The organism is Eubacterium ramulus (assembly GCF_045002895.1).
GTDB classification, from domain to species: domain Bacteria; phylum Bacillota; class Clostridia; order Lachnospirales; family Lachnospiraceae; genus Eubacterium_I; species Eubacterium_I ramulus.
On sequence record NZ_CP173382.1, the window covers coordinates 2,719,700 to 2,736,792 of the forward strand.

Sequence of the window (17,093 nt, forward strand, 5' to 3'; positions counted from 1 at the left end):
TTTTGTGAAGATTTTGTGAAGCCTTGATTTTACGGGCTTCACAGGGATTTTTCACTTACTTTCGCACTCGATTTTCTTGGTTTGACCACATTTTTACGACAAATTCTTGGAAAAATATATTCGTCTGATTTTCTTACCACATTTTACGACAACAGCTTATGGTTTATACCACAGCAGGTACAGTTCCCGGCAGATTCATTTTAGACATCTCATTCTCCACGTGAGACTTCTCTGCAATATGATTGTAGACATTCATTGTGATCTGTGCATCTGAATGGCCCATAACATACTGCATAACTTTGGGATTGACATTGTTCTCACCCAGTCTGGTACATCCCGTATGACGAAGGGTATGCGATGAAATAGGAGGCATCAGCTCCGGATCTCGCTTCTCTTCTTCTGCCAGTTTGCTTTCTTTCTTATTATAGGCATTGACAATATTTTTCAGAAAGCTGTTCACTCCCGCCGGCATGATCGGACGTCCATGCTTGGTATTGAAGATGAATCCACTGCGTCCACCGATCTCCACATTACTCTGCAAACCAAGCATCAGGTTCAGCTCTCTCTGTTTACGGAACGCATCATATACCATCTGTGTCATAGGAATATCTCTGATTCCTGCATCCGTTTTGGTTTCTGAATCATGGAAACAATATCCTTCATTACCTTCATAATACACAAGCTGTCCACCTACATGAATCTCCCGGTTCTTCATATCCACATCTGACCAGGTTAAGCCGATGGTTTCACTCACTCTCAGGCAAGCCCCAAACATAACCTGCATCATTGGAAGATGAGGCTTATACACATTACTCTGTTCAACAAACTTCAGAAGTTTTTCCTGCTGTTCCAGTGTCAGTGCTTCTTTCTCCTTTGCCGGAGCCCCATAATCTCCAAGTGTTCCTGTTACCGGATTCTTGCGGATAATCCCATCTTCCACTGCCAGTTCAAAACTAGGATTCAATAAACCATAAAGACCTTTGATCGTGCTGTGTGCCAGTCCTTCATCTGACAATGAGGAAAAAAACGTCCTTACGTGAGACGTCTTAAAATCCACAACACGAATGTTTCCCAAAGTATTTCGTATCCGATAGTCCCACATACGGATATAATTCTTTTTCGTTCTTTCCTTGATATTCTTTGTTGACATGTATCGCTCAAACAACGTATTTATGGTCAACTTCTTGACGGATGCATCTGTAATAAGCAGATCATCCATATCCTTATTAATCTTCTTTTCCATTTCTCGCAGACTCGCCAAATCAGCTGCATAAACCGAATTACGCTTTCCGGTAATTTCATCCTTGTAGCGATACTCATAACGTCCATCCGGACGCTGGTATTCACCTGTTTTTAAATTTCTGCCTTTATTATCTTTTCTTGCCATATCAATCATTCCTTTCACTTCATTTTTTCGTTATTCGGAATGATTTTTGTCCTGTCGGTATCAGTCATATACTGTCTGATATCTGCTCACAGATTAACATAATATTTTATGGTTTCCAAGGGTAAATTCCTGCAAAATGCTAATTTTTATTTGCCTATTTTACAGGAATTTTTCCCTTTTTTACTTTTCATTCCGAAGGAAAGTTGCTGTATTTTATCTTCTCATCTTTCATTACACTGCCATTGCATCAAGATATTTTTTTATCTTATCCACGTTATAAAGAACTCGTCTTCCAACAATCACTCTTGCTTCTGCATAATCTGCAATTTTCTTTGCAGTTACTTCTCCGCAGGATAACATTGCCATTAATCCTTCAATATCTACCGTCAGACGGTTCTCAGCCTTATACTCTGTTGTTTTTCTCATGATGCACCTACCTCCTTTCCTCCGTATTCTTCTGCATCACCTCCCAGACAGCGGTTATGCCCGTTGTCAGTACACTCTACTTTTTGTTTAGACTTCTTACAATGATTTTCCATTCCGTTCGGCGTGTTGGCTTCCATTTGTATGTGGCGGTGTCAACGTTACAATTGACCTCTATCAGAAATCTTTCTGAATACTGGCAGCTTCTTCTCAAGCATACCAGTCGTTGCCGGAGTATCTTCGGTTTCCACATACTACTTACTCTCTGATACAGCGGTGGAATCCTGTGTTACCTTTAAGCCCGAAAGGCACCCATACAGCTCATTCAATTTTCAAGGTTCAATAATCAAAAGCTTTGCAGGTATACATTTTTGTACCTATTTGATTTAATGCCATTATATCCCCCGTTACTGCTAATGTCAATAGCACTTCATGCGTTATAGGTTCTTTTTTGTACTCTTTTTTATTGATTTTCTGCTAGTTTATGTTATAATATGGACAAATAGTTATTTATTTCTTGATTTTACTATCTTCAACGGATGTTTATCAGGACTAATGCAGAGGTGACTTTATGAATTTTAATCTGAAACTAAAAAAAATCAGGACATTCCGGAAAATGACACAAAAAGAACTGTCAGAGAAAATCGGACTGACCGATCAGCATAGAATTGTACAATATGAAAAAGGTGTTCGTGTTCCAAAAAAAGATCTGGTTGATAAAATGGCTAAGGCTCTGGATGTCAATCCTTATACCCTCTATGATACCGCTGGACGTGACGCTTCCGAAATGATGGAACTGCTTTTCTGGCTGGATGAATTTAATCCATCTGCATTGCATCTGCTTCTCCCTAAGAAATTTCCCGGTGAAAAATGCAATGAAGTAGCAGACACTTCCGTTTACTACCATGACAATGATAGCTGGCCGGCTCATGCACCTGTCTGTATGTGGTTTGACTATGGGGTTCTGAATGATTTTCTGAAAGAATGGGTAGTTCGAATGGATGAGCTGAAATCCGGTATGATTACCAGAGATGAATATTTTGAATGGAAAATTAACTGGCCGCAGACTTGTGATGGATGTGGAAAATATGAGCCTAAGAAGCAATGGCTCTCTGTAAAATCAAAACTCAGTGAAACTTAAATTCACTGCATTTTTCCTCTTTTGCAAAAGGAAAAGCACTGTAAAACCAATAATCCAATGGTTTTCAGTGCTTTTTTTATGTTTTTCCTATTAAATTTTCCTCAGACACCTATATAAGTGAAACTTAGCGAAACTTAAATTATGCCCAATATGGAATATACATATTTGTTTGTTCTTGATTTTTTAATCTGATCATCTATGCAATCTATTTCCATGATGTATAAATTAATTGCCTTTTATCAAATGCTTCCTCTCCGCCTTCCATAATATCTACAATTTGCTTATGTGTAGATTTCAGGTCAATATTCCCTTGCGATATATCAATCGTTGTATCTTGATACTCAACCACAAAAATTCTTTCAGCATCACCCAGAACTGGAATGTTAGCATTGTGTGTAGCAAAAATAAATTGTATATCTTGTTTCTTTTTCGCAATTGCTGTAATTACTTCATCGTAAATAATTTTATTATCCAAATCATCTTCTGGCTGATCTATAAGAATAATATCATTATCAGACTGCATGAGTATAAACAATATAAGAGCTGACGCACGCTGCCCTATTGAATGGTGTCGTAATAATTTGTCATGATAATATATTTCAACATTATTGGAAACCTAATTCTTCAGAAGATCCGCATACTGATCTTGCAATTTTTTATCAAGCTTTGTATATTCTGAGGATGAAATAATTTCCTTGATTTTCATACCATCACATAATATCCAGTCTTCTATAAGCTCCACATAATCTCTAAACGTGTCACATAAGTATTGATATTTTATTTCAGAAATACCTGACCCCCTAAAATCAGTCTTCATCTGTGATTTAAAATTATCTCTGTCACCTTTAAAATCAATAGTGATTTTTAATTCATTTTGTGATTCATTAATTTTCTGAATTTCAAGTTTATATGCATTGAATTGTTCTAATAATATATCATTTCTTTCACGCATTGCTTTCTTGAATGCACTTTCTATTTGTTTTTTGGATTTAGCTCGTTCATCTAGTTGCTTTAAATTCTCTTTATATTTTTCCAGCTCTTCTGTCATTTTGACAAATCCATCAATATCTAACGTATCATCTTTGATTTCTCTTTTTATTTCAGCAAATTCATCAGATAATCCATCTATTTTTTTCGATAACATTTCCACTACATCTGCAAATTCTAACGAATTACTTTCTATCTGCGTGACGGCCTCTCCAATTTTTAAAATTTCATTTCCAATTGCACTTAAAATATCACTTGCCTTCTTTATAATATCAGAATTATAAACACTTTCCACGCCCTGCAAGCCTAAAGTCACATCTTTATTATTATCATAACACTTTTTTAATTCTCGTACTGCTGAATCAATTCGTCCTTTTACAGAATCCAACTTTGCTTTATCTGTTGTGTATCCAGTTTGTTTTTTTAATTTTTCTGCAACGCCTTTTTCCTTGTAAATAGACATTTTATGCTCAACTTCAGATTTTTTAATTTTGTATTCCTCAATCTGCTCTGGAATTTTATTCGCATCTAATAATTGAGAAACCGATGTTGTCAACTCCTTCACACAAGATGTTATTTCTGCACTTTTCCCTATTTTTCCACCAACCAATTTCTCAAGAAGACCATTTTCATGATCAGCACTATTTGATAGATCTTTTTGCCCAAAATATTGAATTCCATCAAACAAGCTTGACGGTTGTATATTTAAGTCAAGTCCATTTTCATCTATAACATTACTCTGTTCTCCGTATATACGACTAACAATATAATGTTTGCCATGTTTATCAACAACAGATAATGTTGCTTTTCCTCCTGAGCCAAAAATATTTTTTATCAGTGATTCTTTATATTCTTTATCTGTTTGCAACGGTAAATCAAATATATAACGAATTGCTTCAAGCACAGACGACTTTCCACTTCCGCGAATTCCAATTAACGAATTAAGCTCTGATGAAAATCTAATAGTCTGATCATCAAATTTTCCGCCTTGAAAACTTATAGATTCAATATACCCATGTCTTCTTTCCGGTAATGATTCAGCAACTCTACTTTTATAGTCCTGTAATGCAAATTTAATCGCCGCATATGAATATTCTCCGATTTTTAAATATGTTTGTTTATCGCCTTTTCCAATATCTTTCAATGATTTAGGATCCGATCCCTCTATAAGAGCTGGAATATATCCAAAACAACGATTAAATTTATTTATATTATCCCTTGTCCTCGATTTTTGTATTCCTAAAACTCGTTTTCTAAACGGAGCAAGCCCTGAGAGCGATTCTAAAAGACCGCCTCCACATTCGTTAAACAAACCACTGCCTTGATCAACATGGGCAAATATTACAAAATAATCTTTTCCATACTCCTCCAGTTTTTCCAATGTGCTTTTTAAATCATAACAACATTTTGTATTTCTATTTTCAGGATTAGATATTGTTGCAAATGCGGCTGTTAAAAATGTTTGAATGTGATTATTGCCATTTTCTAACCATTCATCAGGATTAAAAACTATAAGAGTATGTATACCATTAGCTCCCTCTTTAACAGTCAATTCTACACCAGGTAATATAAATATTTTTTCTTTGCTTGCTGCCCTTTTTAAGGCTTTATATTCATCTTTGTCAAATTTATTATGATTGGTAATAACTCCAACAGAAATATTAGCTTGTTTCAATGCCGAAATATATGATTTCACAAAATCATTTGGTTCACCACTATATGAAAATTCTTTATCTTTTTGTGTATGCAGATGAAAATCTGCCCTTAAAAATTCAAGCCCTGATTCAAACATTTTATCCCTCCTTATATTACTCTACCCCCAACGCCTTAAACACTGCATCTTCCGCACTCTGATACGGAATCAGCTGAAATGCACTCATCAGATCAGCCGGAACGCTTGCAAAATCAACAAATGAGGTACTTGGAATCAGCACCTTCTTTGCGCCGCTATCCAGACACACCTGAAGTGTATTGGCAAGTTCATCCACCTTTATCATTGTGCCACTAATTGTTATATCTCCCAACACTGCCAAGTTGCTGACAACAGGCTTTCCAAGGGCAATCGAACAAAGTGCAATCAATGTTGGAAGTGCCAGTTTATCTGTCATGCCGATACCCTGCAAATCCTGATAATTGATGATGTAATCCTTAGTTGAGGTGCTGATAGATCCACTGATCCGATTGCCGTTGGCTTTCAGATAATTAAATGCCGTGTTCACCGCTTCCTTGCATTTAGAATCACTGCCTAAGCCAGTCCGTTCAATTTTGCCATTGCCTGGAAGCATCTGACTTTCCAAACGGAATACACCAATCATGCCACTTTTTCCTCTGGATACGGTATAAACCTGTCCCGGATTACACATTCCATCCGGTATCAGCTTACCGCCACCCTGTTCTGGTACGGAAACATAATATTCTGACATATCTTCTAAATCTATATAAGAGAAGTTTACATCATAAAATTCCATACCGCCCAGTTTCTTCAATTGCTCCTTGACACGGCGACGCATTTCCAATGCAATCTGAATAATTTCTTCCAGTTCTTCTTTGGTAAACTCACCATTTGGGTACATCAACTTCAGATAACCGTCTATCATACGACGAACCGCAATTGTATCACGCTGATTCAGATTTCTCCCCAAGCGGAAGTAATGATCAAGTGCATCTCCATACTGCTCCTTGCGAAGCTCTCGGATGAACTCTGCTAAATAGTCACTGATAAAACCGTAATCATCGGTAAAATGCTCCGGTCTGAACTTCGGTATCTCCCATCCAGGAAGATAGCAGTGCATACGATCAAGAAATGCTGTATCTGTTCCCATTTCCTGCGGGAAAGGTGCAAACAGACTGGAGGTTTTCAACAGCACATCCACACTCTGATTGATATTTCCCACAAATACCATGGACGCAGTAGCAGCTTTTTCTTCTTTGCCACGGGCAAAAGATCCGGATGCCATATAATCCTTCATGATCTGAATGCCATCTTTATCTTTAAACTTGATACCTGCCACTTCATCAAAGGCTACACAATCCCATAAGCCGACCAGTCCGACCGTTTTGCGTCCCATATTGTAAAATAGGTTTGCAACCGTCGTCTGTCCACCGGAAATCAAAATACTGTTTGGTGAAATCTCTTTGTAAAGATGAGATTTACCGGTGCTTCTCGGTCCAAGCTCACAAAGATTAAAGTTATTCTCAACTAATGGAATCATGCGGGTCAGGAGCAGCCATTTCTCACGATATGTAAATTCATCTGGCTCCATGCCGATAGAACGAAGAAGAATATCCAGCCATTCATCTTTCGTAAAAGCCTTTCGTCCCTGCTTCAGTTCATCAATATCAATGTGTGGCATCTGGATTGGTGTCAGCTTACGGATACTAATTGGTGAAATATCTTTCTGCTTTTTCTGTTTGGAACGAAGCAGATTTCCATCAATGTCCTCAATACCAAAGTTATTGTCACCTTCAACCTCATAATCCAGCTGAACAATACACCAGATACCGCCGCAGAGCAGGCGATCAAATTTTTCTGGATATTCATCGGCAATCGGTACATTACCAATGCCCAAATTAGAAAACTCTGCAAAAAAGCAATCCTTTTTCATATCCAATCGAACAGTCACCATATCAATGATTGTGTGACTGCCTTTTTTACGCAACTGAGACAGAATTTTCTGTGATTCATCCGGGCGTACAAAGTTGTCAGCAAGAATACGCTTCACATTCTGTACGCCTTTCTCTATAACCGTCTCATCATCTGAACTGCAATACTGTCCCAACAAGAACTCAAGAACATACACTGGGACATTCGCCCCTTCTTTAATTTTCTTTGTCAGGTCTTTCCGAACAATCTTACCGTCAAAGTTCTGACGGAGCTTGTTCTTTATTTCTTCACGGGTACTTTCACTCTCTGCAAATTGCTCCATCTTTCTCTCCTCCTACGGCATTAACTAAAAAAATCAAACTCGTCCACCGCAAAGGCGATGTCAATCTGGAATGGCTCCCGCTGTGGCATCTGTAATCCCTGTTCATCTGCAATTACCAGATAATAAGTAGCTGTATTGCTGTATTTCAGAGATTTCAAATTAAACTGACAACGGAAAGTTCTTTCTGCACCATTATCGCTGGTCTTATCTGCAATAATCTTCTGAATATCACTAATCTGCTTGCCGTCCTCATCTGTAAAGTAAACCTGATAGATTGCTGCTTCACGGTTTGTACTGACCGCATCTTTTTGATAGAAGTTCAATGAAAAAATCATATTGCTGATTTTACGGTTTGCGGACAGTAAATTGACTGTTACCGGCTTGGTATCATATTTCTGCTTATTTCGCTTATATTCCATAGAATCATTGCGGAGATAATGATACTCAATCACCGGAACAACCATTTCCTGCAAACTAATACCACCATGCACAAAATTCATACCGCCACCATTCATTTTGATACGAATACTTTCTCTCGGCGCAAATCCATCAAATTCTGTATTTCCTCCCAGAAATTTTACAGGCATCAAGTAATCTGGTTGCACACCCTTCTGCATAATTGCATATCTTCTGCCATACTCCACACATCGCTTGATACTTTCTTTTTTTGTAATGTCAGAGTTTGTTACATCCACATCAAAAAAGCCTCTTTTATCTACTTTGTCCTCTTCCTTCAAAGGACTGTATGTATAAAGAAATCCATGATCTGCCGTAATTAGAATATTCGTTCCACCAAATTCATTTACGATAATACGCACAAGATTCTTCAATTCTGAAATCGCCTTGTCACACGCTGCAAAAACAGCAGTATCCGAAGTGTGGCTGGCTTCATCAATGGTATCGTGGTAAATATAGACCACATCCATACCTTTTACCAAAGCACTTCTTTCCGCTCGCTTCATAGCAATGATGTCATTGTACTTTAAGGCCACACTTGCCGAATCTTCTGTTTTCAGAACCTTATCCCTATAAGTACTTGCCGTAGACTGTCCATCTGCCAAAACTGTCAAAATATCGTTCCGAACCTCTACTGTCAGTTCTTTGTGCGGCAACAAAGCTGCCATACCAAACTTTGTAGTAGAAGGGAAGATACTTTGCATACTGCTGATAGAAACCTTACTTTGCGTTTCTCGCTGAAGCTGATCTGCCATCGTAGCTGCCACTTCATAACGCATGGCATCTGAGATAATTACAAATACTTTCGTATCCGAGGTTTGAATACGGGAACGGTAAAAATCCTCCTGTTGCGGTACTTCCAGAACTTTACCGTAAGTTGCCAGTTCATTCGCACATACATCTGACCAGTTGTTGCCCAACTCACCTAAGAACCAATGATTATAGAGTCCTTCCACTTTATCGACAACGTGCTTGAATAGATCATCTAGCAGAATATTGGAAGTCTCCAAACTCTTTTGAAAACTAAGATGGAACAATCGGTAATAAGTGTCCATCTGATAGTAACTCTCTGTATATTCTTTCCAGATACTTTTCGCTTCTGCGTTATGGAATCCGGCAGAATGTTCCTTAAAGAAACTTTGCATATTCGCCACTTGTAAGATACCATCATAAAAATTTTCAAATGGCTCATACCATACACAAGTTCTACGTTTTTCAACGGTATTCGTAATGGTATCCACATCAATGATATGATCACTGATCTCTGTCATTAGCTTTGTCAGAATCACTTCATTAATACACGGAAAGCACTCTGTTCCTACCAAATCCTCTACCGTCAGCTTTTCAAAGCGCTGATGCAGACGGGCTTCATCCTCAACATAACGTGCCACATCATATAATTGCGGAATGTTGTCACTATGAAGCCATTCAGAAATAAAATCATAGCAATATGCCTGATGTGGCATGGAAATAAAGCTGTCCAGTCCGGCAAGATATTCCTGTCGCATGGTGCGGGTCGCTGCAGTTAAAAGCAGATGAATTGCTAACCGCCCAAGGTCTGGTTCTTCCTCCACAAATCCGCATCCCTGACGAACCATCGCCCAAAATGCTGCGTCTGCATGATATTTTACAAAATCCTGATAAACCGTGTTATTATTCAAATCAAGTCCCGCCTGGAACACACTCCGGAGAATCATATTAGGCTGTGCATCTTTCAATCCACAGATTGCCGCCATGACAGCCATGTGTAACTGTGCCGGTGTTTCCGGAACTTTATTCTGCGTGCTAACTTTCAAACGACGGTCTTTCGCATTAAAATAAGCACGATAGTTTTTAACCTGTTTCCTCATTGCCGGATTTGATATAAGTCCCATCTCATCCATCCAGATAGAAATCAGATCTGCCCGAAACTCTTCACTGTAAAGCTCTACATCCAGAAGCCAGTTATCATCCGGGCGATTATAGACACACGGACTGTAAACCAGATAATTTGTGGTCAAATCATCTACTGAAAGCAGTTTTTTTACAGAAAACGCATTATTTCCTGTCAGCGCAATCACCTTTGCATTTTCCAAAACCACTTCATCCAGTTTATCCTCAAATTCCTTATCTTCATCATACCAGAAAATGATACGACGCTGATAAAACTCAGGAAGAGGTGCAGCAAACCTGCGATTTAAATCTTGTATTATTTTATCTGTATCCATGCTGTCCTCCTACCTTATAATTTTCCAATTTGCTTTTCGTTTTGTTCCGCTCTGTACCAATCTACCTTTTTCCTGTAAAGAAGCGAACATTCGAGAAACCGTTCTTTTCGATATACCCATTTTTTCTGCATAGTAAGCCTGTGTTGCAGACGGATTCTTCTCTATAATCTGCAACAATTTTTCTATCTGCGTCTGTTCCTTATTAAGCGGCACTTCAGCGCCATTAGTGCCATCATCAGCGCCACATTTAACGCCATTAGCGCCATTTTTAGTATCATTGGCGTTAATTATGGCGTTATTGGTATCAACCTGACCTCGATAAATATTGATACGCAAATCAACTTCGCCACCAATAAACTCCGGCTCCTGCAGTCCGGCAGCTTTTACTTTATCAATAATTCTCGGAATGCCGCTTCCCCAATGCTCAATCAGGTTCATATAGGCAAACGCATGGGCAAGGGCTTCATTTCTGATTTTGGAATAGCCTTCTTTCATACGCTCCATCGTTTGTCCCATTGGCAGCTTTCCTGGAGAAGTAATTTCCAATCGGTTGTCATATACCGCTACCTGTATCGTACCATGATCCAGATAACTACGATGTACCATAGCATTTATAATCAACTCACGAATGGCATCCGGTGGAATCTCATAAACATCCTGGCGATAAATTCCCACAATTGTAGCACCCAGATGAATATTTCTCAAAACAAACTGAAACGCTTCGTCTATCTGTTCCCAAAGCGGACCGGTATATTCTCTACGATCAACAAATACCGCTTTCGTTGTCCCTTTGAACACGCCACATTGCGTTGCAACATGAAGTCCACCGTTGCCTGTTAAAATAGCAAAAGCATTGGACGGATAATCTTTTCCATCACGCTCAATCAAAATCCCCCAGGAGCGCAACTGCTGTCTGCCTACATCTTTAATCGATGCTTTCTGTTCCTCTGTACGGGCATTTTTGACAGCCTGCTCTTTCATAGCTTTGCAAAGGGCATCAATATCTTCATCTGTAACATTTAACCCAGTACATAAAGCCTGATCGTAGTAACGATTACTGCCCTCAAACAACAATTCTTTTATCATATACTCGTCGGCAAGGCGGGTAGTTCCGGCAACACGAACATATACACCGCCATCTCTGCCAAGGGCTTTGATATAATACGGGCGCTGTCTGCCCTCAGAAACCTCTACCACAATAACAGTCTTACCATCAACCGTCTGTAAAGTGATATCCGGGATAATTGCTGGTTCACAGCTGTCTGATACAGCATTGGCAATAGCATCCATTTTCTTGAACACATCTTCCTTGTCAAAGCCAATAACCTCTCTGGTTTTATCGGCAATTCCGAAAATGATTTTTCCTCCGGTTCCATTTGCAAAGGCAACCACAGACTTCATATATTTGATGCTTTTCTCCGGCAGGTTCTCTTTAAACTCTACATTTTTTGATTCCCCTGCAAGAATTTCTTCTATGGTCATCGTAACACCTCGCTCTCTTTAACAGTCCTAACCACCATATTTTTACTTGATTGATGAAGAAATTGAGCTCAGTGCTTTGCTTAAAGCATCTTCATCAGCCTTTTTTCTTCTCTCACTTTCCCACATACCGAGTATCTGATAAATACATTCTTTCACAACAGGAAAATATTTTTTGCATTCTTCTTCGCTTAATTCATGAATACCTTTGCTTAGGATTCCGTAAATAGTTGTATTTTTGATGAGTATCTCAGGCAAATATCCCTGTAACATCTTAATTCGTTCAGCCACCCTTGCCTGTTCAAATTCCTCATCATTAACTTTATCTCCCGCAGTTGCTTTTGCTTGATAAATAAGTCTTTCAAGAATTCGTCTCAAATAAACATATGAACCTGCACCAATACCACTTGCAAATAACCCTATGGCAGTTCCAAGCTCTTTTCGATCTTGTTTAGAAATCACATGCTTATAAGCATCTAATTCTGGAAATGTCATATCTGCAATAGATGGATACTGCCCGATTTTCATCATTGAATTGTCTGTTGTCAAAATAATATAATCCAGATGATGCTTCTCATCCATTGAACAAATATATTCCAATTTCATTAATCTCGTCGTATCAGCTATTTGCCAATTTATCCATTTCCATTCTTCAGCAGAACTCTTTTCTTGTCTGGCTTTGGTGCTAAATATCATATTTTGAAGTGATTCTATTTCCTCGCCAAGAGATGCACACCTAATTTCTTCATCCCCCTCTGGACCCGTTTCAAAATAATACTCAATAGGTTTCATGTGAAAAACACGCTCTTGCTTGCACTCTTTACAATAAGCGCTAATTTTAACATTTCCCTTAAGTAACTCAATCAAGTCTGCAATATTATCTTCACAAATTTCTTTAGAATCATATAATCCCGCAGTTTGTAAAAACGTAGCAAATATATTTTCCATTTACGCAAGCCCTCCTTACTTTATTTTAGCCAAAACATCCTGGAAAATTGCATAATTCTTCTTCACTCCATCGTCCAGATCAATCGAAATCATCTGGTCAGCAAGGTGATGAATCTTTTCTTCATAGGTTCTGATCTCAGTATCCTGTGCCTGCAAGGTAGTCAGCTTTTTGTTCAGCTTCACACGCTCACCAGCGGAAGCATTGGCAATACGCTGTTCCAAATCGACAATAGCAGTGCGATAACGTGCCTGCTGTTCATGCACATAATCAGTACGAATACGGGCAATGGTGTCCGGCTGATAGCGGTGCATATAAATCAGAGCCTTAAAACCGTTCTTTTTACCGCTGTCAAACAGCCAGTAAATCGGGCGTTTCTGATAAATCTTGCAATGGTCAGAATAAAAGTCGCTCAGGAAGTAATTCCGAATCACATCTTTCGGCTGACCTTTGCCGCCCAGAGCATCCGCAATGAATTTCAGGTTTTCGTCCAGAGTATCTGCACCATAAACGGTTTTCACGAACTCCACGAACAGACCAACAATATCATCCTCGAAGTATTCATCGTCGCAAATCGGGATAATGTTATCCTTATCCGCAGCAAAGGAAGCATACTTGCTTGCATCCCATTCGCCACCTGCATAGGCAAGACCGTCCACATCCAGAGAGTAGCGACCAGACATACAGCCAACCGCATAGGAAATGAAAGAACGAATATCTCTGCCAAGGTCAGCCTTGCGGACAGTAACATCCTTATCCTCAACCTCTGGTATTAACTCATCTTGTAAACCGTAAATATCAATAAAGATACGGTTGAGTTCTTCCTCGTTGGCTTTCAGCTGGTTGAAGCGGTCATCACATTCAGCCTGCCACTGGTCAAAGGCTTCAGCAATGGTAGGAACTTTGCGAAGTAACGGATGGTGCTGGAAATCCCATGAAGTTTCAAAAGAATCCCAATCCGTTTGTGATAATAAAATATTCCATTTTGTTAATTGATTTACCTCATCTTCATTTGAATATACAATTGGTATTCTATTTATCTGCTCAGGACCATAGTTAATTGTCGGTGCTAAATATCCTAATATTTCCATTGCAACTTTTGAATTTAAGAGTGCTAAATGATACATAAGTTTTTTATTAAAGAAAAAACTAACTGGTCCACCATTTCCAAACAAAATTCCTTTTGGAACATACCGACAGGTAAAAATGCTTGAAGAAATTTCTGTCCAAGTTATAGCTTCCAGCATATAATACTGTGAATCTCTCAAACGATAATTCTTAACATTTGCTTTTATATCCGCCCCATCATTCTCTAAATTTACAATCGTATCAAAATTGCCATACCACCGTCGCTTTTCTCCTCCAGATGTAACAGGAAACCATTTCATTGACGAATCTATCATTTCAGCATGAGAATACAATTCAAACCCAATCTTGCCAATATTCACTTCATGCCATAAACGAAGATATGTATTATTATCTCCAGTCAACACTCCCTTTTTTGTTTCACCTGCAAATTTATTTCCTGTCTGAAATGCTTCAAGCATTTTTGTACTTGCCCAATATGCCACAGGACTTCCTGGTATTATTGAAAAATTATCTGTATTCTGCTCGTAATAAAACCCACAATCGTGGTTTTTAATTGCTTCCAATGTTTTCTGTCTCTGAACTTCCATACCTCCACGGAAATCTACCAAGCGCAAATAGCATCCTTTTTTCTGTACATGGCGATTTTGGAAAGCAAAAGTACATACCGGAACCGTTGCTTCCTCAAAAGCAGAATATTCAAACTGAATCAATGTTTCTATGGTTGCTTGGTTATACAAGTAATTACGCATTTTCTCATAACTTTGAATAAACATCCAAACATAAGGTGTAAAGAATCCGCAGTAACCACTCTGTTTTGTCATTTGAGAAGCATGAATGACAAACGCAGAAAAGAAATCGCTCTTATAATCTGCATAGTTATTTTTAATAAACTCATTCAGCTTCAGATTCATATTAGACGCACCCATATACGGCGGATTTGTCACAACCACATCATATTTCTGTGCCAGTGCTTCCGCCACCTGTACCAGCGGCAGTAATTCTCGCAGTGCCGTTTCACGGGACATATTTATATCTTCTGTAATCTCAGCAAAGCGATCATACAGGGCAGACCAATCTTGTGGTGTTACGGTCAGAATCGAACCATATTCCTTGGCATCATGCAACTCTTTGATGATGGTATCCATAGCCGTTGTTAGCTTCATATCGCCATTACAGAAATAGTCCACAGCAAATTTATCTACATGGTTGCTCTCCACAATAGCATACACATGGGGCTGAATGCCACGGCTAAAGAATCGGCGGTCATACTGACGGGCTTTCATCATTACCGCAAAATAAGCCAGCTGTGCCGCACGGTCATCAATATCCAGACCGTAAAGATTATTCTTCACAATGCTTGCCACCGCTTCACGGGTAGTATATCCGTAGGATTCATAAATCTTCATCAACACATCAAACATATATGCAAGGATATGACCGGAACCGGAGCATGGGTCAATGACTTTCAGTTGATCCGGTGTCAGTGCGGCGTATTCCTTGCGAATCTCTGCAAGCTGTGCTTGCACTTCCGGTTCCTGCTCGGCTTCTTCCAGATAGTAGTGCCATTTGGTATCTTCCGGGTCACGGTTTCCGGCAGCATAAGCAGACTGTTCTTCCTCTGTCGGAAGAAGCTGTTCTTTGACATCCGGGTGTCCCTCCAGCCACAGACGACCAAGGCTGTTCTCTACCATGTAGCGAACAATCCAGTCCGGTGTGAAAAGCTGGGTTGCTGCAGGGATGTTTTCTTTCGTAATTTTCACATTCTTTTTCAGTGCCGCAAAAACATCATCTTTTTTCTCACTGTTATAATACTGATACAGCCAGCCGATGATCTGGACGGCATCCTTCCAGTCCTCCTCCGGTATCAGCTCAATCATTTGCTGAATCACACTGCCTTCACGAAGCAGATTGTCCGGCAGAAGAAGCTCGGTGTAATCCGCAATCTTCTGAAACATTCCCGGCAGAATTTTATTCAGAGCGTTACACTGCACAATCAACAGATATTTATACAGTTCTTCGCTCTTTTCTGCATCTTTCAGTTCATAGACCTTTTCCATATCGAGTCCATCCAAATCCAGATGAATGGCTTCGGTTATAATCTGCGGCTTAAAGTTGTTTTCCTCGTCCGTAAATACACGCACATGAGAAGGAAGATAGCCGTTGACTTCCATGAATCGCAGAGCAGAGAAGCGATTGAACCAAGTATAGGCAACCTCTTCCATGACCTGCTTATATCCTTTATCGTTAATCTCGGCAATCAGAGCCTGACGCTGTTTCTTTTCATTGGCAGCGAGGACTTTTCCGCCAACACTGTCCGCATTGGCATCCTCAATGTTGTCCTCTGTGATACCGTATTCCACACCTTTTAGTGAAACACGGGCGATCAGCTCTGTTCTTGCCCAGACAGCAAATTTTTTAATCGCATTCTTATCCATAATTTTCTCCATCTTCTATTCGAACAGACAATTTCTTAATACCTTTATCAATATTCTCCATTGATTTTCTCAAATTATCAACACTATTCTTAAACTCATCCACTTCTGAAATATAGTTTAAAAATCCACTGTACTCTGAAAAATCGATTGCAATTTTTTCAATATAAGATTTGTTTTTCCCATACTTACAATATTCGTAACCAATCCTTACTGTTTTTTCTTCAAAATCGTTTATGATATTAAAAACATTTGTATCAAATGAAATAACCCATTTCTGATTTGGAAAAATCACAATACTCGTCGATTCTTTCTTTTTTAATCGTTTCTGCGTTTTCGTTTGCAACTGTTTGGTAAAAGTTTCATTAAACGTCAAACTTTTAACTTCCAATGGAACAGTGCCAACATTTCTCAAAACAATGCACGCCAACGTTGAGCGAACAAGTTCAAACGATATTTGCATATAAGGGCGATTTTTCTCACTTCGTTCCTTGAGCAAAAAGAAAATTGTAACCCATGAAGCAATTAGTGCTAATATTGAAATTACACTATCCCAAGGAAAAGCTGAATTTTGCTGTTCAACTGCAATAACCAGTCTTTCAAGTAATTCTTCCATAGGT

The 17,093-nt window shown here is 39.0% G+C and carries 9 protein-coding genes and 1 pseudogene; 1 reads left to right on the forward strand and 9 read right to left on the reverse strand.

Annotated elements, in window-relative coordinates; translation table 11 throughout:
• Positions 1-163: 163 nt before the first annotated feature.
• Both ACIRUQ_RS12700 and ACIRUQ_RS12705 read right to left on the reverse strand, forming a co-directional pair.
• Positions 164-1,387: a site-specific integrase gene (locus ACIRUQ_RS12700; protein WP_055289428.1), complete on the reverse strand. Its 1,224-nt coding sequence runs from the start codon at positions 1,385-1,387 to the stop codon at positions 164-166.
• A 231-nt stretch (positions 1,388-1,618) separates the two neighbouring features.
• Positions 1,619-1,813, reverse strand: coding sequence for a hypothetical protein (locus tag ACIRUQ_RS12705; protein ID WP_002578394.1), 195 nt, complete (start codon positions 1,811-1,813; stop codon positions 1,619-1,621).
• Between the two features lie 613 nt (positions 1,814-2,426).
• On the opposite strand from ACIRUQ_RS12705, the gene ACIRUQ_RS12710 reads away from it, so the two are divergent.
• The gene (locus ACIRUQ_RS12710; RefSeq protein WP_404856494.1) at positions 2,427-2,951 is read left to right on the forward strand and encodes a helix-turn-helix domain-containing protein; all 525 of its coding nucleotides are present in this window, start codon (positions 2,427-2,429) and stop codon (positions 2,949-2,951) included.
• A gap of 205 nt (positions 2,952-3,156) precedes the next feature.
• On the opposite strand, the pseudogene ACIRUQ_RS12715 reads toward ACIRUQ_RS12710, so the two are convergent.
• The 7 genes and pseudogenes from ACIRUQ_RS12715 to ACIRUQ_RS12745 all read right to left on the reverse strand — a co-directional run bounded on the left by ACIRUQ_RS12715 (position 3,157) and on the right by ACIRUQ_RS12745 (position 17,089).
• Positions 3,157-5,730: pseudogene (locus tag ACIRUQ_RS12715) on the reverse strand (TrlF family AAA-like ATPase).
• A 16-nt stretch (positions 5,731-5,746) separates the two neighbouring features.
• On the reverse strand, positions 5,747-7,864 hold the full coding sequence (gene brxL / locus ACIRUQ_RS12720) for a protease Lon-related BREX system protein BrxL (RefSeq protein WP_055289372.1): 2,118 nt from the start codon (positions 7,862-7,864) through the stop codon (positions 5,747-5,749).
• A gap of 20 nt (positions 7,865-7,884) precedes the next feature.
• Positions 7,885-10,527, reverse strand: a complete 2,643-nt coding sequence (pglZ, locus tag ACIRUQ_RS12725) for a BREX-1 system phosphatase PglZ type A (protein WP_055289374.1) — start codon at positions 10,525-10,527, stop codon at positions 7,885-7,887.
• 9 nt (positions 10,528-10,536) lie between these two features.
• The gene (locus tag ACIRUQ_RS12730) at positions 10,537-12,009 is read right to left on the reverse strand and encodes an RNA-binding domain-containing protein (RefSeq protein ID WP_055289376.1); all 1,473 of its coding nucleotides are present in this window, start codon (positions 12,007-12,009) and stop codon (positions 10,537-10,539) included.
• Positions 12,010-12,051: 42 nt separating this feature from the next.
• Positions 12,052-12,954: a hypothetical protein gene (locus tag ACIRUQ_RS12735; RefSeq protein WP_002578401.1), complete on the reverse strand. Its 903-nt coding sequence runs from the start codon at positions 12,952-12,954 to the stop codon at positions 12,052-12,054.
• Between the two features lie 15 nt (positions 12,955-12,969).
• Entirely contained in the window at positions 12,970-16,476 is a 3,507-nt protein-coding gene (gene pglX, locus ACIRUQ_RS12740) for a BREX-1 system adenine-specific DNA-methyltransferase PglX (protein ID WP_055289378.1), read from the reverse strand.
• The gene (locus tag ACIRUQ_RS12745; RefSeq protein ID WP_055289380.1) at positions 16,469-17,089 is read right to left on the reverse strand and encodes a hypothetical protein; all 621 of its coding nucleotides are present in this window, start codon (positions 17,087-17,089) and stop codon (positions 16,469-16,471) included. The genes pglX and ACIRUQ_RS12745 overlap by 8 nt, the downstream gene beginning before the upstream one ends.
• Positions 17,090-17,093 lie beyond the last annotated feature (4 nt).

Coding starts and splice junctions, on each gene's coding strand:
- pglZ (WP_055289374.1), bottom strand. CDS start 10,527: ATGGATACAGATAAAATAATACAAGATTTAAATCGCAGGTTTGCTGCA.
- ACIRUQ_RS12745 (WP_055289380.1), bottom strand. CDS start 17,089: ATGGAAGAATTACTTGAAAGACTGGTTATTGCAGTTGAACAGCAAAAT.
- ACIRUQ_RS12735 (WP_002578401.1), bottom strand. CDS start 12,954: ATGGAAAATATATTTGCTACGTTTTTACAAACTGCGGGATTATATGAT.
- pglX (WP_055289378.1), bottom strand. CDS start 16,476: ATGGATAAGAATGCGATTAAAAAATTTGCTGTCTGGGCAAGAACAGAG.
- ACIRUQ_RS12705 (WP_002578394.1), bottom strand. CDS start 1,813: ATGAGAAAAACAACAGAGTATAAGGCTGAGAACCGTCTGACGGTAGAT.
- ACIRUQ_RS12710 (WP_404856494.1), top strand. CDS start 2,427: ATGACACAAAAAGAACTGTCAGAGAAAATCGGACTGACCGATCAGCAT.
- brxL (WP_055289372.1), bottom strand. CDS start 7,864: ATGGAGCAATTTGCAGAGAGTGAAAGTACCCGTGAAGAAATAAAGAAC.
- ACIRUQ_RS12730 (WP_055289376.1), bottom strand. CDS start 12,009: ATGACCATAGAAGAAATTCTTGCAGGGGAATCAAAAAATGTAGAGTTT.
- ACIRUQ_RS12700 (WP_055289428.1), bottom strand. CDS start 1,387: ATGGCAAGAAAAGATAATAAAGGCAGAAATTTAAAAACAGGTGAATAC.